This is a genomic window from Streptomyces sp. NPDC045678 (assembly GCF_056432085.1).
Genome location: NZ_JBWKJS010000010.1, coordinates 234,576 through 252,359 on the forward strand (window position 1 = coordinate 234,576; position 17,784 = coordinate 252,359).

At 72.4% G+C, this 17,784-nt stretch carries 20 protein-coding genes; 9 read left to right on the forward strand and 11 right to left on the reverse strand.

Annotated features, from left to right (window positions below; genetic code table 11):
- Positions 1-91 precede the first annotated feature (91 nt).
- The gene (locus AC07DO_RS32185; protein ID WP_479064643.1) at positions 92-1,645 is read right to left on the reverse strand and encodes an ATP-dependent DNA ligase; all 1,554 of its coding nucleotides are present in this window, start codon (positions 1,643-1,645) and stop codon (positions 92-94) included.
- 96 nt (positions 1,646-1,741) lie between these two features.
- Positions 1,742-3,364, reverse strand: a complete 1,623-nt coding sequence (locus tag AC07DO_RS32190) for a sigma factor (protein WP_479064645.1) — start codon at positions 3,362-3,364, stop codon at positions 1,742-1,744.
- A 216-nt stretch (positions 3,365-3,580) separates the two neighbouring features.
- Between AC07DO_RS32190 and ssgD the strand changes: the two genes are divergently transcribed.
- On the forward strand, positions 3,581-3,994 hold the full coding sequence (gene ssgD, locus AC07DO_RS32195; RefSeq protein WP_479064648.1) for a spore wall synthesis regulator SsgD: 414 nt from the start codon (positions 3,581-3,583) through the stop codon (positions 3,992-3,994).
- 64 nt (positions 3,995-4,058) lie between these two features.
- Here the strand turns inward: ssgD and AC07DO_RS32200 are convergent, their stop codons facing one another.
- The 3 genes from AC07DO_RS32200 to AC07DO_RS32210 form a co-directional block, all read right to left on the reverse strand.
- Positions 4,059-5,072, reverse strand: coding sequence for a Gfo/Idh/MocA family protein (locus AC07DO_RS32200; protein ID WP_479064650.1), 1,014 nt, complete (start codon positions 5,070-5,072; stop codon positions 4,059-4,061).
- 54 nt (positions 5,073-5,126) lie between these two features.
- Positions 5,127-6,326, reverse strand: coding sequence for a D-alanyl-D-alanine carboxypeptidase family protein (locus AC07DO_RS32205; protein ID WP_479064652.1), 1,200 nt, complete (start codon positions 6,324-6,326; stop codon positions 5,127-5,129).
- Positions 6,327-6,600: 274 nt separating this feature from the next.
- Complete coding sequence (locus AC07DO_RS32210; protein WP_479064653.1) at positions 6,601-7,092, reverse strand: glutathione peroxidase; 492 nt, start codon at positions 7,090-7,092, stop codon at positions 6,601-6,603.
- A gap of 97 nt (positions 7,093-7,189) precedes the next feature.
- Here AC07DO_RS32210 and AC07DO_RS32215 point away from each other — a divergent pair, with 97 nt between their 5' ends.
- Positions 7,190-7,393, forward strand: a complete 204-nt coding sequence (locus tag AC07DO_RS32215) for a hypothetical protein (protein ID WP_479064655.1) — start codon at positions 7,190-7,192, stop codon at positions 7,391-7,393.
- Between the two features lie 123 nt (positions 7,394-7,516).
- Here AC07DO_RS32215 and AC07DO_RS32220 read toward each other — a convergent pair whose 3' ends face one another.
- On the reverse strand, positions 7,517-8,365 hold the full coding sequence (locus AC07DO_RS32220) for an ABC transporter permease (RefSeq protein WP_479064657.1): 849 nt from the start codon (positions 8,363-8,365) through the stop codon (positions 7,517-7,519).
- Positions 8,366-8,486: 121 nt separating this feature from the next.
- Here AC07DO_RS32220 and AC07DO_RS32225 point away from each other — a divergent pair, with 121 nt between their 5' ends.
- From AC07DO_RS32225 to AC07DO_RS32235, 3 genes are all read left to right on the forward strand, one after another.
- Positions 8,487-9,572 (forward strand): S-(hydroxymethyl)mycothiol dehydrogenase, encoded by a 1,086-nt coding sequence (locus tag AC07DO_RS32225; RefSeq protein WP_479064659.1) that lies wholly within the window; start codon positions 8,487-8,489, stop codon positions 9,570-9,572.
- Positions 9,572-10,228 (forward strand): MBL fold metallo-hydrolase, encoded by a 657-nt coding sequence (locus AC07DO_RS32230; protein WP_479064660.1) that lies wholly within the window; start codon positions 9,572-9,574, stop codon positions 10,226-10,228. Before AC07DO_RS32225 ends, AC07DO_RS32230 begins: the two co-directional genes overlap by 1 nt.
- A gap of 144 nt (positions 10,229-10,372) precedes the next feature.
- Positions 10,373-11,086: a DUF2470 domain-containing protein gene (locus AC07DO_RS32235; protein ID WP_479064662.1), complete on the forward strand. Its 714-nt coding sequence runs from the start codon at positions 10,373-10,375 to the stop codon at positions 11,084-11,086.
- Here AC07DO_RS32235 and AC07DO_RS32240 read toward each other — a convergent pair.
- Positions 11,051-11,338: a DUF1232 domain-containing protein gene (locus tag AC07DO_RS32240; protein ID WP_479064664.1), complete on the reverse strand. Its 288-nt coding sequence runs from the start codon at positions 11,336-11,338 to the stop codon at positions 11,051-11,053. The genes AC07DO_RS32235 and AC07DO_RS32240 overlap by 36 nt on opposite strands.
- Positions 11,339-11,407: 69 nt before the next feature.
- Between AC07DO_RS32240 and AC07DO_RS32245 the strand changes: the two genes are divergently transcribed.
- Entirely contained in the window at positions 11,408-12,007 is a 600-nt protein-coding gene (locus AC07DO_RS32245; protein WP_479064900.1) for an isochorismatase family protein, read from the forward strand.
- On the opposite strand, the gene AC07DO_RS32250 is transcribed toward AC07DO_RS32245, so the two are convergent.
- Together AC07DO_RS32250 and AC07DO_RS32255 are read right to left on the reverse strand one after the other, a co-directional pair.
- Positions 11,997-13,367 (reverse strand): HEAT repeat domain-containing protein, encoded by a 1,371-nt coding sequence (locus AC07DO_RS32250; protein WP_479064666.1) that lies wholly within the window; start codon positions 13,365-13,367, stop codon positions 11,997-11,999. The two genes, AC07DO_RS32245 and AC07DO_RS32250, sit on opposite strands and share 11 nt — an antisense overlap.
- 85 nt (positions 13,368-13,452) lie before the next feature.
- Entirely contained in the window at positions 13,453-14,034 is a 582-nt protein-coding gene (locus tag AC07DO_RS32255) for a snapalysin family zinc-dependent metalloprotease (protein ID WP_479064668.1), read from the reverse strand.
- A gap of 309 nt (positions 14,035-14,343) precedes the next feature.
- On the opposite strand from AC07DO_RS32255, the gene AC07DO_RS32260 reads away from it, so the two are divergent.
- Positions 14,344-15,117 carry an SDR family NAD(P)-dependent oxidoreductase gene (locus tag AC07DO_RS32260; RefSeq protein ID WP_479064670.1) on the forward strand — a complete coding sequence of 258 codons (774 nt, stop codon included), beginning with the start codon at positions 14,344-14,346 and terminating at the stop codon, positions 15,115-15,117.
- Between the two features lie 21 nt (positions 15,118-15,138).
- Here AC07DO_RS32260 and AC07DO_RS32265 read toward each other — a convergent pair whose 3' ends face one another.
- Positions 15,139-16,374 (reverse strand): lactonase family protein, encoded by a 1,236-nt coding sequence (locus AC07DO_RS32265; RefSeq protein ID WP_479064672.1) that lies wholly within the window; start codon positions 16,372-16,374, stop codon positions 15,139-15,141.
- Positions 16,375-16,643: 269 nt separating this feature from the next.
- On the opposite strand from AC07DO_RS32265, the gene AC07DO_RS32270 reads away from it, so the two are divergent.
- Both AC07DO_RS32270 and AC07DO_RS32275 read left to right on the forward strand, forming a co-directional pair.
- Complete coding sequence (locus AC07DO_RS32270) at positions 16,644-17,324, forward strand: TNT domain-containing protein (protein WP_479064902.1); 681 nt, start codon at positions 16,644-16,646, stop codon at positions 17,322-17,324.
- An 18-nt stretch (positions 17,325-17,342) separates the two neighbouring features.
- The gene (locus AC07DO_RS32275; protein WP_479064674.1) at positions 17,343-17,576 is read left to right on the forward strand and encodes a hypothetical protein; all 234 of its coding nucleotides are present in this window, start codon (positions 17,343-17,345) and stop codon (positions 17,574-17,576) included.
- A gap of 24 nt (positions 17,577-17,600) precedes the next feature.
- Here AC07DO_RS32275 and rpmF read toward each other — a convergent pair whose 3' ends face one another.
- Positions 17,601-17,771 carry a 50S ribosomal protein L32 gene (gene rpmF, locus AC07DO_RS32280; RefSeq protein WP_479064676.1) on the reverse strand — a complete coding sequence of 57 codons (171 nt, stop codon included), beginning with the start codon at positions 17,769-17,771 and terminating at the stop codon, positions 17,601-17,603.
- Between the last annotated feature and the right edge of the window lie 13 nt (positions 17,772-17,784).

Sequence of the window (17,784 nt, forward strand, 5' to 3'; positions counted from 1 at the left end):
TCCCCCGGCCTGTCACCCTATCGGGGCCAAGGATTGGCAAAATCCACCCTGAGGGGTCAGGCGATGAGGCAGCAGAGCGCGGCGGCGCTCGTCACCCTCGCTGTGCCCCGCCGGGACCGCTCCGCAGCACCGTCTCCACGGTGTCCGCCTCGTCCGGAGACTTGTCCTCGCGGTAGCGCAGGACCCTGGCGAACCGGAGCGTGACGCCCGCCGGGTAGCGCGTGGACTTCTGGAGTCCGTCGTAGGCGATCTCCACGACCAGTTCGGGGCGCACCTTCACCACGTAGCCGTTCTCTTCGACCGCAAGTCCCTTCAAGTGCTCGGTCTGCCAGGCGAGCATGGCGTCCGTCATGCCCTTGAAGGTCTTGCCCAGCATGGCGAACGTGCCGTCGGGCCGCCGCGCGCCCAGATGCAGATTGGACAGCTTGCCGGTACGGCGGCCGTGCCCCCATTCGGCGGCGAGCACCACCAGGTCCAGGGTGTGCACGGGCTTGACCTTCAGCCAGGACGCGCCGCGGCGGCCCGCGCTGTAGGACGCGTCGAGACCCTTCAGTACGACCCCCTCGTGTCCGCGCCCCAGTGTCGCTTCGAAGAACTCCTGGGCCTCGCCGCGCTGCCGCTCGTCACCCGGGTCGGTGACGAGCGTGCGCCGCACCCGCATGGGCTCGGGCACCAGCGCCGCCAGTTCGGCGTGGCGCTCGGTGAACGGCAGATCGAGCAGATCCCGCCCCGCCACGGACAGGGCGTCGAAGAAGACGGGAGAGAGCGGGAGCTCCGCGGCCGCCGCCGACACGTCGATCCGGGAACCGACGCGTCCCGCGATCTCCTGGAACGGCCGGGGCCGCCCGTCCGCGTCCAACGCGATGACCTCGCCGTCCAGGATGAAGTGCGAGCCGTCGAGGCCGAGCGCGGCGGCGGTCAGCTCGGGGAGACGGTCGGTGATGTCGTCGAGGGTGCGGGTGTAGATACGTACGTCGTCACCGTCCCGGTGCACCTGCACGCGGATGCCGTCCAGCTTCTCCTCGACCGCACACGCCCCCAGCTTCTCGACGCCCTCCGCGACCGTGCCGGCGCTGTGGGCGAGCATCGGCAGGACGGGGCGCCCCACGGTCAGCCGGAACTCGTCCAACGCCTCCGCGCCGTCCGTGAGCAGGGCCTGGGCGACGGGGCTCACGGACCCGGCGAGCATCACGGCCCGCCGTACCGCGTCCGCCGGAATCTCCGTGGCCACGGCGAGCCCCTCGACCGCCACCGCGTCCAGAGCGCCCTGCCGGACCTCACCGGTCAGCAGCCCGATCAGGAACCGCTGTTCGTCCTCGGTGGCCGCCCCCATCAACTCACCCACCAGCCGCTTGCGTTCCCCCTGCGACCCGGCACCGGCCACCGCGCCGATCGCGGTGAGTGCCTCGTCCACACCACGCACCGTCAGCGTCGGCTCGTCGGCGGGCGGCACCGCGTGCTTGAGCGTGCTCCACCCGATCCCGAGCCGCCCCTGAGGCAACCGCCCCGAGAGATAGGGAATGGCGATCGGCACGTCGTCCGGCTCAGCGGCCCGGAACAACTCGGCGAGCAGCGCGATCTTCCGGGACCGCGCCGAGGTGGCGGCCACTTCCTTGGACACATGAGCGAGCCGGGCGAGCAGCATGAGGCCATCCTGCATCGGGGGCGGGCGGGGCGCACGGGCGGGCAGGGGTGATGCCGGTGCGCTAGTCCCGGCCGCGGGACGGTCGACCGCGGCGGATCACGGCCTGTGACAGATGTGGATCGGGCCGATCCAGGGCTCGCAGACGGGGGGTTCGGGGGGCGGGGTCGGGTCGACGGGTGTCGGTGTCGGGTCGACCGGGGCGGGGTCCGTTGGCGGGGGTTCGGTCGGGGGCGGCGGGGACGGCTCCGTCGGTGTGGGTGTGGGTGGTGGGGGCGTGGGGCGGGGCGTCGTCGCTGGGGGAGTGGCCGGCCTCTGCGTGGCGGGGGTCGTTTCGCCCTCCGGTGCGGGTCGGACGGGCGTGGGCCGCTCGGGGATGTGGGGCCGGTCCGGGGCCGGCGGCTGGTCGGCCGGCGTACGGGGAGGCGAGGACGCGTCCCGCGCCTCCTGCTCGTCGCGCGAGTCGTCCGTGCCACCCGAACCGTGCGAGGCATGCGAGCCACCGCCCGCATCGTGCGAGGTGTTCGAGTCGTGTGAGCTGCCCGTGTTGTTCGAGCCGTGCGAGCCGCCTGAGTCACCCTCGCCGCCCGAGGCCTCCTGGTCCGTCCCCTCCGGCGGTGCCTGCCACGGCGGTGCCGGCCGTTGCGGCAGGGCGGTCTCCGCCGTCGCTGCCCGCTGCTCCGGAGCGGTCGGTTGATCCGCCCCACCGGCAAGGGCCAGGCCTGCCGCGACCGCGACCCCCGCCACGGTCACTCCGATCACCCCGGATGCCGCGACCGACAGCTTCCCGCCGCCGGTGAGGACGTGCCGCACCCCGTGCCGCAGCGCCCCGCCGCCATGCCCCGCCGACCCGGCCCCCGCGCCGGATCCGGCCCCGGCCCCCGCCGCCAACGGAACGAGGAACTTGCCCGAACCGCCGAGGACGAAGATCAGCAGGGCAGGGCCCGTAAGGGCCGGGAGCCGGTCGTTCGCGCGGCTCAGCAGGGCGAGCCGGACGCGGCAGTCCGCGCATCCGGCCAGGTGGGACAGGAGCCGTTCCGACTGGCGCGGTGACGCCTCCCCCCGGATGTGAGCGGGCATGCGGTCCCAGTGGCCCTCGCACGCGGGGCTCTCGGGAGTCCCGGGGTGCGCCCGGAGGAACGCCTGGCGCATGCCTTCGCGGGCCCGGTGCAGCAGTACGGCCGTCGCCCCGCGTCCGGCGCCTATGCGTCGGCCGATCGCTTCCAAGGGCTGGCCCTCCGCCTCCGCCAGCCACAGCGCCTGCACCCACCGCTCGGGCAGCTGCCCGAGGACGCGGGTCAGGAGGTCGATGACGGAGACCCGCACGGCGGGATCCGGTTCCGCGGCGCTACCGCCGAAGGGGAAGCCCTCCGCACCCGTCGACGGGAGGGACTCCGGTGCCTGCGGATCGCGCGGTGTTTCCCGGCCTGCCGCGCCCCGGCCGACCGCCGTCGCCAGGTGGCGCACGGTCGTCATCAGGTACGCGGGTACGTTCTCGATCTCGTGCCCGGCGGACAGCCGCCGCCACACCCGGAAGTGCGCCTCCGCGACAAGATCGTCGGCGAGCCAGGCGTCGCCGGTGAGCGAGCGCGCGTAGGCCAACAGGCGGGGGTGATGTTTCGCGAAGACACGCGTGTACTCGTCTGTGGTGGGCACCCGGGCGGGCGTGCCGGCAGGCTCCGCGGATATGCCCGAGGGGACGTCGGCAGGGACGTCAGTCATGGCAGGACACTCTCTCGTTCCCACTGCGGGGGTTCGGATGAGTTCGAAACCCTAGGTCACAAATGTCTGATTAAGGAGAGGCGAGTGGCGCAGGTCACATGGATATCTCGACAGATTGGCGTAATAGCGCCCCTCCCTACGGGGTCATAAGGGCACAGGAATCCCCCGCAACCGCATATCGAGCGCAGCAGCAGAACCAGAAGTGGAGCCCCGCTCATGGCCGTCACCCTCGAACAGCCCGCACGTGCCCGTCTCATCACCCCTGAGGGTCGCGAACGCGCTCTGCCCGTCGTTCTGCGCTACTCGGCGGAGGATCCCCTCGCCATCCAGATGGTCTTTCCCTCGCAGGCGTCGCTCGACGGCGCGGAGGTCACGTGGATCTTCGCCCGGCAGCTCCTCGAGGAGGGGATGGGTGCGCCGGCGGGCAGCGGTGACGTGCACATCTGGCCGTGCGGGCGGGCCCGGACGGTCCTCGAGTTCCACGCGCACCAGGGTCTGGCCCTGGTGCAGTTCGACAGGGCCGTGCTGCGCCGGTTCCTGGTGCGGTCGTACGCCGTGGTGCCCGCGGGCGCCGAGGAGGGGAGTCTCGACCTCGACCAGGGACTCTCGCGCCTGCTCGGCGGTGTCTGAGGCAGCAGCGACCGGACCGCAGGGGTCTGAAGGAGAGACGTAACGGGGAGGCGGCGGCGACAGGTCAGCCGTACAGCGCGGGCCGCTCGGCCATCTCCACGCCCACGCGCGCACCGGTCCGCAGCGCGGCGACACCCGCCTCCGCGACGGCCGCCGTCGCGTAGCCGTCCCACGCGCTCGGCCCCGTGACCCTGCCTGCCCGGACGGCGGCCACCCATGCCCGTACCTCCCGGTCATACGCGTCGGCGAACCGCACCAGGTAGTCCTGCGCCACGTCCTCGTACGCCCGGCCGGGCGTCCTGACGACCATCGAGTGCGCGTCCCCGATCTGGGCGCTGCCCCGCTCGCAGACCGCCTCGCACCGCACTTCGTAGCCGAATCCGCTGTTGACGAAGATCTCCACGTCGACGACCGCGCCCCCGGACGTCTCGAAGAGCACCAGCTGCGGGTCGAGCAGACCCCGCGGGGCGCCCGCAGACGGCGTAGGCCGCACCACCGTCACCGCGGTGATCTCCTGCCCCAGCAGCCACCGCGTCGCGTCGATCTCGTGGGAGACGGAGCTGCTGATCAGCATCGACGACGTGAAATGAGCGGGCGAGGACACGTTCCGGTGCCGGCAGTGCAGCATCAGGGGGCGTCCCAGGTCCCCGGAGTCGAGGAGCGCTTTCAGCGCCGCGTACTCCGTGTCGTACCGGCGCATGAACCCCACCTGGATCAGCCTGCGCCCGAGACGCGCCTCCGCCTCCACGACCCGGAGGGCCGAGACCGAATCCGGGGTCAGCGGCTTCTCGCAGAGGACCGGGAGGCCCCGCGCGCAGGCCGCCAGCAGGGCCTCCTCGTGCGCCGCCTCCGGCGAGGCCACCAGGACCGCCTCCACCGCGGGCACACGCAGCGCGTCCTGCGCCTCCCGGTGGACGGACACCCCGGGGCGCCCCGCCACCACCGCCTCGGCCCGCGCCGTGTCGGGGTCCGCGACCGCCACCACGCGGGCCCCGCCCACCGTCCCGCCGATCCGCCGCACGTGGTCGGCGCCCATGTGGCCCGCCCCGAGCACGGCGACCCCCAGCAGATCACTCACCGGACGACCTCCCCGTAACCCTGCCTCCCGGTCGCCCCCGACCGGGTGCACGCCTCACTCGATGACGCGTCGCGCGTCCTTGCGTCGGGCCACCGTAGCCCTCCGCCGCCGGACAGCCATGACGCAGCCCGCGAGCAGGACGGCCGAGCCCGCGGCGACCAGCAGTACCGCGGGCCATTCGGAGTCGCCGGGCTGCACGGCCAGGGCGGCCTGCCCACCCGCGTGCGCCGGGCTGGGCGCCGGACGGCTCTCCTCCGGCGGCACCAGCGAGCCCACCGGCCGTACCTTCCCGGCCGCCGCGAACCCCCAGTCGAGCAACGACCTCGCCTCCTCGTACACGGCCCGCCCGCCGCCCGCCTGTGGGTTCATCACCGTCACGACGAGCGTGCGCCCGCCGCGCTGGGCCGCGCTGATGAGGGTGGAGCCCGCATGGCTGGTGTAGCCGTTCTTGACGCCGAGCAGCCCCGGGTAGGCCGCCACGCCGTCGGCGCCGGTCAGCAGCCGGTTGGTGTTCTGGATGGGGTACGACCAGCCGCCCGCCGGAAACTGGGCGACACGGGTCGAGCAGTACCGGGCGAACTCCGGGTCGGCGAGCCCGGCCCTGCCGAAGACCGCCAGGTCGTACGCCGACGAGACCTGTCCCGCGGCGTCGTAGCCGTCCGGCGACACCACGTGGGTGTCGCGTGCGCCCAGCTCGCGGGCCTTGGCGCGCATCTCCTGAACCGTCTTCTCCAGACCGCCGTTGAGCCCCGAGAGGACGTGCACGGCGTCGTTCCCCGAACTGAGGAACACGCCCCGCCACAGGTCGGCGACCCGGTAGGCGCGCCCCTCCGCGACACCCACCATGCTGCTGCCCTCGCCGACCTGGTCGAGCTCGTGCGGCGCGACGACGTGCCGCGTGGCGGCGTCGAGCCGGGGGAGCGTCGCCAGGGCGAAGAGCGACTTGAGCGTCGAGGCGGGCGGCAGCCTGCGGTGCGCGTTCCGCGCGCCGAGCACCTCGCCCGTATGGGCGTCGGCCACCACCCACGCGAGCGCGGACACGTTGCCGGGTACGGCGGGGGCGCCGGGGTCGGGCCGGACCTGGGTGCCCGGCCGGTCGAGGAGGGCCGACGAGTACGCGGGGACGGGCCGCGGTGGCGCGGGTTCGGCCGGGGCCTCGGTTGCGGCGGCCGGTGAGGACAGGAGGACCAGAGCACCGAGGGCGAGGGCCGCGGTGCGGACGGAGGAGGGGCGCGGAAGGTACCTGATGACCATTCAGCCACCGTATGAGCGCTGCCCGGAGTCCGCAGATCGGCTTGGCCCGGTAGGAGGTATCGCTGCTCCGGGCGGAGGTGGTGCGAGGGGACGGCCCTCCACCGGTCCGGGAGGTGTCGTCCCGTCACTTCGCTTGCGCGGCAGGGATGCTGGGTCGCGGCGGGGCCGAGCCGTCGGGCGGAAGCCGTGCTTCGACGCCGGGCGGCCGGCCCCCTCACGAGTCGCCGGGAAGCCGCCGACGGGGCGGACCGCAGTCGGCGGACGGCAGGCCTTGTCAGGCGGGCAGGTGCTTCTCGACGGCGGCGACGAGCTCGGGAGCGTCGGGTTCGGTCTGCGGCGAGAAGCGGGCCACGACGTTGCCGGACGGGTCCACGAGGAACTTCTCGAAGTTCCAGCGGATGTCGCCCGTGTGCCCCTCCGCGTCCGCCGTGTCGACGAGCCGCGCGTAGAGCGCATGCCGGTTCTCGCCGTTGACGTCGACCTTCTCCGTCATCGGGAAGGTCACCCCGTACGTCGCCGAGCAGAACTCGGCGATCTCCTCCGAGGTGCCGGGCTCCTGGCCCATGAACTGGTTGCAGGGCACGCCGAGCACGCTGAAGCCGCGCGCCGCGTACTGCTCGTGGAGGCGCTCCAGGCCCGCGTACTGCGGAGTGAGCCCGCACTTGGAGGCGACGTTGACGACGAGGACGGCCTTGCCCTCGTACTGGCGCAGGTCGGCGGGGCCGCCCCGCAGGTTTTCGATTTCCACCGCTTCGTAGACAGACATGATCCGGAGCATACGCTCCGGCTGCCGCCCAATCCCCGGCCCCCGGAGCTCCGAATCCTGAGCGAGTACGAATTCGGGTACCGCCTGAGGGGGAGACGTGGCGACCGTCGCAGAACTGGACCTGACGAAGGACGAACGGGCACGGCGCATCCGGGACGGTGAGGCGGCCGAGATGCGGCATCTGCTGCACGACGCCGACGCGGACAGCGTGGTCCCGGCCTTCGTCTGCCTGAGGAAGGGACTGAAGAAGGGGCTGGAGAAGGGGCTACGGAAAGGCCAGCGAAGGGGGTGGCGTACGTGACGCGCCGAACCGTCCGGATCGGCAGGCGCGGGGCCGTGCGGCGGCGCGCGGAGCCCGAGGCGGCCGCCGGGGGAGCCGACGACCGGGACCGTGCCGCGGACGCGTCGCGCAGGGCGGGGCGGGTCACCGCGGCGGCGGCGAGGTTCCTCGCGCGGGAGCAGAGGGGGTGGAGAGGGTAGAGGGAGCAGGGGGAGTGGGAGCGGTCCGGTGCAGGCGGCCGTGGGCGACCAGTTCGACCGTCAGCGCCACCGCGATCGTCTGGACCGCCATCAGGGCGATGAGCACGAAGAGCTGTACCGCTCCGGCCATCGCCGGGGACGCGCCGCCCAGGAGCATGCCGACGAACGCGCCGGGCAGGGTGACCAGGCCCACGGTGCGGGTCTGGTCGAGGCCGGGCAGCAGCGCGTCCGACGCGGCGGGGCGGATCACCTCGATGCGTGCGTCGTGGTCGGGCAGGCCGAGGGCGATGCCCGCCTCGAACTCGCCGTACCGCGTGTGCAGTTCGTCCAGGGCGCGGCGGCCCGCGAGGACCGTGGCGGTGAGCGCGCCGCCGATGAGGATGCCGGTCACCGGGATCATGGCGACGCCCCGCACCGGGAGCAGGCCCGCGAGGGTCAGTCCGGCGACGACCGGGACGACGGGGCCCGCGACGGGCAGCGCCGCCCACCACCATGTGGAGTTCGGCGTGACGCGCCGTCCCGCGGTGCGGGTGGCCACGGCGAACATGAGGAGGAGGAAGGCGTAGAGGGCGGCCGTGTGGTGCACGACCCAGGCGATGACGAGGGACGCGGCCGCCAGCTGCGCGGTGGCGCGCACACCCGCGACCGCGATCTCCCGCGCCCGGCCGCGCGAGCCGTCGGGGGTGAGCCGGAAGACGGCCGCCGCCGTCGCGGCGGCCAGGAGCAGCACGAGCAGGGCGACGGCGAGCGCCGTGTTGACCGGCAGCAGGGTCTGGGCGGCGAGGATGCGCACGGCCACACCCTAGATCGCGGGGCCCGTGGTCTGGGAAAGGAGCGGAGGGAGTGCTGTGTCGAAGCGCTCGACCTGTAACGATGTGGGAGGTAAGACGTGCAGACAGAGAAGGGCTGAAGTCATGGCGCAGCAGGTGCAGGGCGTGATCGCGCGCGCGAAGGGCGAGCCGGTGAGGATCGAGACGATCATCGTCCCGGATCCGGGGCCGGGAGAGGCCGTCGTGAAGATCCAGGCGTGCGGGGTCTGCCACACCGACCTGCACTACCGCGAGGGCGGCATCAACGACGACTTCCCGTTCCTGCTCGGACACGAGGCCGCGGGCGTCGTCGAATCCGTCGGCGAGGGCGTCACCGAGGTCGAGGCCGGCGACTTCGTGATCCTGAACTGGCGCGCGGTGTGCGGACAGTGCCGTGCGTGTCGGCGCGGCCGCCCCCAGTACTGCTTCGACACGCACAACGCGAAGCAGAAGATGACCCTGGCCGACGGCACCGAGCTGTCGCCCGCCCTCGGCATCGGGGCCTTCGCGGAGAAGACCCTCGTCGCCGCCGGGCAGTGCACCAAGGTCGACCCGGAGGCCTCGCCCGCCGCGGCGGGACTCCTCGGCTGCGGCGTGATGGCGGGCATCGGCGCCGCCATCAACACCGGCAACGTGGGCCGCGGCGACTCCGTCGCGGTCATCGGCTGCGGCGGCGTCGGCAACGCCGCGGTCGTGGGCGCCCGCCTCGCGGGGGCCGCGCGGATCATCGCGGTGGACATCGACGACAAGAAGCTGGCGACGGCGAAGGGCCTCGGCGCCACGCACACGGTCAACTCGCGCTCCGCCGACCCCGTCGAGGCGATCCGCGAGCTGACCGACGGCAACGGAGCCGACGTCGTCATCGAGGCGGTCGGCCGCCCGGAGACGTACGAGCAGGCCTTCTACGCCCGTGACCTGGCCGGCACGGTCGTCCTGGTCGGCGTTCCGACCCCGGAGATGAAGATCGAGCTTCCGCTGCTCGACGTGTTCGGACGCGGCGGCGCCCTCAAGTCGAGCTGGTACGGCGACTGCCTGCCCTCCCGCGACTTCCCGATGCTCATCGACCTGTACCGGCAGGGCCGTCTGGACCTGGACGCGTTCGTCACGGAGACCATCGCCCTGGAAGACGTGGAGAAGGCCTTCGAGCGCATGCACCACGGCGACGTCCTCCGTTCGGTGGTGGTGTTCTGATGGCGGCCGGAGCCAAGAGCGACGCGTTCGGCGTGCGCATCGACCACCTCGTCACGTCGGGGACGTTCTCCCTGGACGGCGGCACCTGGGACGTCGACAACAACGTGTGGATCGTGGGCGACGACAACGAGTGCGTCGTCATCGACGCCGCGCACGACGCGGACGCCATCGCGGCCGCGGTCGGGGAGCGGCGACTGGTCGCGATCATCTGCACGCACGCCCACGACGACCACATCGACGCGGCCCCGGCCCTCGCGGCCCGCACGGGCGCGCCGATTCTGCTGCACCCGGCGGACACGGAGCTGTGGAAGCAGACGCACCCCGACCGTGCACCGGACGGTGAGCTCGCCGACGGACAGGAACTGGCCGTCGCGGGCGCGGTCCTGAAGGTGCTGCACACGCCGGGCCACTGCCACGGCGCGGTCAGCCTGCACGCGCCCGCCCTCGGCACGGTCTTCACCGGCGACACGCTGTTCGCGGGCGGGCCGGGTGCCACGGGCCGTTCGTTCAGCGACTTCCCGACGATCGTGGAGTCCATCAAGGAGCGGCTCCTGACGCTGCCGCCCGCGACGGTGGTGCGTACCGGGCACGGTGACAGCACCACGGTCGGCGCCGAGGCGCCGCACCTGGAGGAGTGGATCGCCCGGGGCCACTGATCCCAGGTTCCCCACCTCCGCGTACGTCTCTTGTACGTACGTCTCTTGGCCCCGCGTGGTGCGCCGCGCGGGGCCAAGACGCGTACTGGCCCTGTTCAGCAATCTTCGATAAGTTAGGCAAGGCTTACCTAATGGAGGTTGAGGATGGGTGTCCGTCACAGCAGCACGACCGTGCCCACGGCAGCGGCACGCGCTCGTTCGGTGCTCGCCACCGCGTGGTCCTGCGCGGTGACCACGGAGATCGGCAGGGACGAACTCGTGGGCGCGCACACCGTGACCGAGGACGGCAGGATCCTGCTGTCCCCGCCCGAGGACAGCGCACTCGCCGCCGCCGTCATCTGCGCGCCACGCGGCGAACCGTCCACCCTGGTCGAGTTCGCCGACGTCTCGCCGGTGCCGCTGAGGGACCGGATCCGCGCACGGCTCTGGCTCTCCGGAGCGTTGGGGTACGACGGCGAGCACCTGGTCTTCGAGCCGACGTGCGCCGTGCTGCACGACTCCACCGGGGAGCGTCAGGGCGTGGAGCTCGACGAATTCGCCCTGACCGTGCCCGATCCGCTCGCCGAGGCGGAGTCGCGTCTGCTCACGCACCTTGCCGACGCCCATCCGGAGGCCGTCGAGCAGCTCACCCGCCTCATCAGCCCGGACAGCCTGCAAGGGGTGGTGCGGGTCCGCCCGCTCGCCATCGACCGGCACGGGATCTCCCTGCGTCTCGAACGCGCCCGCGGCCAGGCCGACGTACGCCTCCCGTTCCACCAGCTCGTCGAGGACGTCACCCAGGTGACGGAGTGCATGCACGCCCTCCTCATGAAGGCACGCCTCTCAACCACGCGGCGCGGGCGGCCCGTCGGAGGCTGACCGCAACGACCGCAGTGCCAGCAGCAGCACCCCGATGTCGTCGAGATAGACGGGGTCGGGCACCAGGTCCGCGGGGAGTACGAGGTAGGCGACGGCGCCCCAGAACACCCACTGCCGCTCGACGGGCAGACCGGCTCTGCGCAGGGCGCGGCGGGTCCGGACGAGACGTACGAGCAGGGCGACCGCGACGGCGAGGGTCGCGGCGGCCAGGACGGCGGCGACGACGAGGAGGACGGTCAGGTCCGTGCTCATACCCCCGTACGTTAATCAAGTTGAGGCCCCACGTCTCGTAGGGATGATGGCGGGGTGACGAAACAGCCGATGCCCACGCACCCCTCTCCGCCCCTCGCCCCCACGGGACCTGTCGCGCCCGTCCAGGCACTGATCATTGTCGACATGCAGACAGCGTTCGTCGCGGGCGACGGCGCGGTGCCCGACGCGGAACGCCTCCTGGAGCGCGTGCGGGGTCTGCTGGCCCGGGCGCGCGAGAGCGGCGCTGTCGTCGTGCAGCTGCAGAACGACGGGGAGCCCGGCACCTCCGACGAGGCGGGCACCCCCGGTTGGGAGATACACCTGCCCGCCGACACGGACCGGGGCGAGGTCGTCCTGCGCAAGACCGTCGACGACGGCTTCGAGGAGAACCCGCTCGAATCGCTGCTGCGGGACGCCGGTGTGAAGGAACTCGCCGTCTGCGGAGTGATGTCGGAGATGTGCGTCAGGGCGACGGCAAGCACCGCGCTGGAGCTCGGCTTCCGTGTCGTCCTGCCGCACGACGCCCACGCGACCTACGACATCCCGGCCGCCGAGGGCATCAGCGACGTGGTGCCCGCGGCGACGGTGTCACGCGTCGCGGAGTGGACGCTCGGCGACGAGGTCGAGGTGGTGCCGCGGGCGGCGGACGTGGTCTTCGTCAAGCCCTAGCGGAGGCCGCGGCCTCCGCGTCGCGCCTGCGCCACTTCCAGTGCAGGAGTTCACCGGCCCGATGATCGTGCTCGAACCCCGGGCCGAGGGGCCCCACCCGCTCGTACGCCTCCTCGGTGCGCGGATCGTCGCGGCGGGCCAGCCCCCACGCGGCCTCCAGACGGACGAGCCGGTCGTCGGCGTCCAGCATCGTCATCAGGGCGTCCGAGACGGCGGGCGCGCGGTCCGGGGACGCGGCCAGGATCTCGATCGCCCGGCCGCGCACCGCGGGGTCCGGGCCCTCGATCATGAGGAGCAGTGCCCGGGTGACGTCCGGTCGGAGGTCGTCGTCGCCTGCGCCCACCGAGCAGGCCCGGAGCCGCACTTCCGGGTCCGGGTCGCGGACCAGGGCGAGCAGCGCCTCCCGGCCGGCCGGGGAAGGCGGACCACCGTTCGTCAGGAGCGCGTACGGCACTTCGCGTCGCACGCGCGGATCCGGATGACCGGCGTGCCGGAGGCCTGCCGCCGCGAGGCCGGGATGCTCGTACTCCGCGAACGCGCCCAACACCTTGGCGAGAACGACGCCGTCCGTCTCCTCGGCGGACCAGGCCGCCAGGACCTCGGTCTCGTTCTTCCCGTAGTGGGGATGCTCGACGTCGCAGAACGAACGCGTCCGCAGATAGTCGGCGACGAAACGGCGGTGCGCCGGGTCAGGGTGGTGACGGTGGGCGACCACGGCGGACCAGGACTCGTCGTCGCGGCGCCGGACGAGGACCCAGCAGACGGCCGACCAGTCGACGTGCTCCTCGTCCGGCTGCCGAACGGCACGAGCGATCAGTTCGTCGACGGGCGTCGCCATGTGGCAGGCCGCTTCGAGTGTGCTCAGGATGGCGCCGTGCCCGGCCCGCACGACGAGCCCGCCGAGCGAGACCTCGTACAGCCAGTCATACAGGTCGTCCTCGACCCGGACCGTGCTGACGGGCCCCGCCGCACCGGTCCTGCGCCGCAACACCTCGGCGGCCCCCGTCCGGTACCGGTCCGCGGCCAGGGCGATGAGCGCCGCGCCACGGGATTCCGGCAGCCGCAGCGGGTTCTCCCGGCCGAGCACGGCCTCGAAGACCGCGTGTGAGCCACCGTCAACCGCACGCCACAGAGGCGTCGTCCCGTCGGGCAGCACACGGTCCGGAGCGGCGCCGCCCTCCGCCAGGGCCTGGGCAACCGGCGTGTCGTACGCGGCGACCGCGACGCACAGCGCGGACAGCCCGTCCTCGTCCACCGCGTCCGGATCCGCCCCTTCGTCCAGCAGACCCCGCACGCGCTCGACGTCCCCGGCCCGCACCGCCGCGAGAAGCCGCACATCGAGTCCGCCGTTCTCTGCCATGAATCAGTACTCCGTATCACCCGCCGCCGATGCCCGGCCGAGGGTGTCACGGCCGGGCACCGGTGCGCAGGGCGTTTTCGCGCGGCTAGGGCGCGTCCACCACCAGGTGGCCGGCGGCCGGGACGCGTGATGCGGCGCCGTTGGCGTAGAAGCCCTCGACGCGAGCCTGCTCAGCCGCGTTCGGCACCGCGTTCTTGCAGCTGATGCCTCCGGTGGAGCCCGACATCAGCTGGGAGCACGGGCCGGGCTTGGTGTCGGGCAGACCCAGGTTGTGTCCGATCTCATGGGCGGCGATGCGGGTCTTGTCGTATCCCTGGGTGACCGCTTGGCTGCCCAATTCGACGCGACCGCGGCCGCCCGGCCGGACCGGACCGATCGTCGCCTGCGGCCAGCCGCTGGTGGCCACGATCTGGATCTCGGCCCGGGTGCCGGGCTGGGCCTTGGCCAGCTTGACGTTGTCCACGTTGGTGTTCCAAGAGGCGACTCCGGCGGCGATCGCCGTCTCCCAGCCCCTTGCCTGGCTGTCGTCGTAGCGGAGTGTCACCACGGCGATCGTGCTCTTGGCCGCAACGGTGTCCGGGGTGGACACGGCGTTCGCCGCCGGTGCCGTGGTCAGGGCGGCCGCTGTGGCCGCGATGGCTATGGCCAGCCGTCTGAAGCGCAACATGGTTGTCCCTTCGGGTGTGCGGAGACTCGATTCCGGCGGGAATCGAGAGGGGTGGGGGTGCGGCCGGGCTCCGGCCGACGGGCAGTCGTATTCCGCTCTGTGCCACCAACACGCGCTCGAGCGTGACGGTACATCGTCAAGTGCGGGCTGTGTGGGCTCTGGGCGCGGGTCCGCGGAAGGTCCGTACTAATCCAGCCATGCCGCGTGAGGGTGTATCAGTGCGCATCCTTGACCCGGCGATGGCCACTGTGGGGCATCTCATGATCTTTGAGGGGTGTGGTCCGGTCCCGTACGGGTTTTACTCGCCGCATGACCGACACGAATGGAATGCTGGCCGGCAAGGCCGTCATGATCACGGGGGCTTCGAGCGGGATCGGCGAGGCCGCCGCACGGCTCTTCGCCGCCGAGGGGGCGGCTGTCCTGCTGATGGCCCGCCGCGAGGACACACTGAAGCAACTCGCCCAGGAGATCAACGACTCGGGAGGCAGGGCGGCGGTCAGCGCCGGTGACGTCGCGAGCGCCGACGACGTGCAGCGGGCCGTCGACGCGACGCGCGAACACTTCGGCGCCCTGGACGCGGCCTTCAACAACGCGGGCTACGCCGGGTCGCAGATGCTGCCGCTGCACGAACTCGACCAGGACGTCTTCGAGCGGACGATGGACGTCAACGTACGCGGCACCTGGAACTGCCTGCGCGCGCAGATCCCGGTCATGCTCGAAGCGGGCAGGGGCGCGATCGTCAACACGGCCAGCACGGCGGCCATGGTGGCCACCGGAGCGCCCGTGCCCTACGTCGCCGCGAAACACGCGGTGCTCGGCATGACCCGGGCCGCCGCGGCCGAGTACGCCGCACACGACATCCGCATCAACACGCTCGTCGTCGGCACCACGCGCACGGAAATGATCAGCCACGCGGTCGAGGCACACCCGGAACTGGAACAGGCCTTCGTCGCCCGCCAGATGCAGAAGCGCATGGCCGATCCGGTCGAGATCGCCCAGGCGGCCCTGTGGCTGTGCAGCGACCGCGCGTCGTTCTCCACGGGGACGGCCCTGGCCGTGGACGGCGGACTGACGTCCAACTGAGCCACCGGTGACGCCGGGACGTCAGAGAGGCAGCGCGCACACCGCGATCGGCGAGGCGAACGGCTTACCCGTGAGACGGAGTGCGCCGCTGTCCCCGTCGACCCGGAAGACGCTCACCGAGTTCGACTTCTGATTCGCGGCGAACAGCAGCCGCTGGGACGGGGAGAACGCGAGCTGCCGCGGAAAGTCCCCGCCGACGGGAACCGTGTCGAGAAGCCGCAACCGCGCACCGTCGCCTTCGATCGCGTACCGCGTGATGCTGTTGTGCCCGCGGTTGGCGAGGAAGGCGAAGCGGCCCTCGCGCGTCACCACGATCTGGGCCGGATAACTGGTGCCCTCACCCGTGCCGGTCGACTGCGGCTCGCCGGGTGTGAGACGGCCGGTGGCGGGGTCGTACGCGCAGACGACGACCGTGTTGTCCAGCTCGTCGGCGAGGTACGCGAAGCGGCCCGACGGGTGGAAGGTGAGGTGGCGCGGGCCCGCGCCCGGCCGCAGGCTCGCGTACGACACGCGGCTGAGCCTGCCTGCCTTCTCGTCGAGCCGGTACGTGTAGAGCGTGTCGTTGCCGAGGTCGACGGCCAGGACGTGGCGGCCGTCCGGGGTCGTGATGATCTGGTGGGCGTGGGGCCCCTGCTGGCCGGGGCCCGGCGGCGGTGAGGAGTGCGTGACCAGGTCCGTCCTCCGGCCCAGCGCCCCCGACGTCTCGATGGGGTGCACGGCCACGCTGCCGGAGCCGTAGTTCGCGCTGAGCAGCCAGCGGCCGCTCGGATGCACGGAGAGGTGACAAGGACCGTTGCCGCCGGTGTCGCGTGTGCCGAGGACGTCGTGCTTGCCGTCGGGGGAGAGCGCGACGGCGGTCACGCCGCCCTTCTCCCGCTCGTTGACGGCGTAGAGCGTGCGTCCCGACGGATGGAGCGCCAGATAGGAGGGGTCGGGGACGCCGTCGAGCGTGCCGCTGCCGGTGACGCGGCCCGTCACGTCGTCGTACGTCGCCAGGCCGATGCCCTCGCCGCCACCTTCCTGCGAGGTGTACGTCCCCAGGAACAGCCGGCCCTCGCGGCGCCGATGGTGCGCCGCGGAGGAGGCGGTACCGCGGCGGGTGAGGTCGGAGCGCTCGCGGCTCGCCGGGTCCGGCGAGCCGCAGGCGGACGTGGAGGCGAGCGCCCCGGCGGTCGCCGCCCCGACCAGCGCACCGATGAAGCTCCGCCGCCCGGGGCCGCTCCCGGAACCCGTGCCCGGCTCTGCTCCGCTGTTCATACCTGCACCTCGTGCGTCGGTAGTGACGGATGTGGCAGACACACACAGTGCCCGGTGGAGGAGCGAGCGGACAAGAGCCGCACACGTCGGCGCGGCGACTCGCCGGGCGGAGGCCGGCGGAAGCCGCCCGGAATCGGCCAACGGGGGCGTACATCACGGCGAGTTGACCACGGCGCCCGACGGAGAGCCACGGCTCCGATACGTTGTGCGAGCGATTGCTGTCGACTGCACACAGATGCCCTGGGAGTTGCCGAGTGGACCACAGCCGTGTGATCCGGATCCGTACCGTCCTTGCCGCGCTCGGCGTCGCCGGCGCCTTGACGGCCGCACCTGCCGCGAGCGCCGCGGCCCCGGCCGCCCCCGCGCCGCCGGTGACCGCCGACGCGGCGCACGAGCCGTGCACGGGGAAGTTCCACGGTGACGCCCGCCTCGGTCCCGCCTGGCTGCCCAAGAAGTGGCAGCGGCCCGTCGGCCCGCTCCTGAAGAGCTGGAAGCGGACCGGCAAGCTGTCGCCGAAGGCCTTCCTGAAGAAGTACTGGGAGGGCCCGGCGGACACCGGCAGCTGGAAGTATCCGCCGAACGACGGCTTCGACACCGTCAACGGCCAGGTCGACAAGCACCGCGAGCTCCTGGAGGAGGGCGAGGAGCTGGACCGCTTCGGCTCCGAGTTCGGCGGGTACCTCGCGCCCGCGGGCGACCCGTACGCGAAGCGTGCCCTGCCCCCGCAGAACCTCAACACCCGTGACGCCGCCGTCGCCTGCGACTACCGCGTCTACGAGGTGAGCAAGCCGTTCCACGTCTGGCAGGGAAGCATCGCGCCCTGGTTCGAGCAGCCCGGCCGCGGGCAGCAGATCAAGCTTGACCCGGCCTTCCTGGACCCGGGCGAGGGACAGCGGCTCAATGTGAAGTGGCTGCTGGACCACGGGTACCTCGAGCCCGCGAACGACTAGCGGAGGGGGGCACGGTTCGTGGACGCCCGTGAGACGGCGGTGGCGCTGCATGCCGCCGGGGTCGCCGACGGCTACTACTGGATCGACGGCGTCCACGAACCGTCCCCCACACCCCCCGACTTCGTCTACCTGCGCAGGGTCGGGGATGGGGAGTGGGAGGTCGGGACGTACGAAAGGGGCGTGCACCAGCCTCTGGCCCGGTACGGGGACGAGGCGGCGGCGTGCACGCATCTGCTGCGCCAGCTGACCTGACCCGGCGCGGGGCACCTGGGGGTGTCAGCTCTCCGGGCGCACCAAGCCCCGCTCGTACGCCCTGACCAGTCGCTGCGGCACCATGTGCGACACGCCGTCGACGGTCACGGGCACGAGCTGCGCCGTGGCGGCCTTCCACTGGGCGCGGCGGTGCCGGGTGTTGCTGCGGGACATCTTCCTTTTGGGTACGGCCATGGGGTCCTCCGGG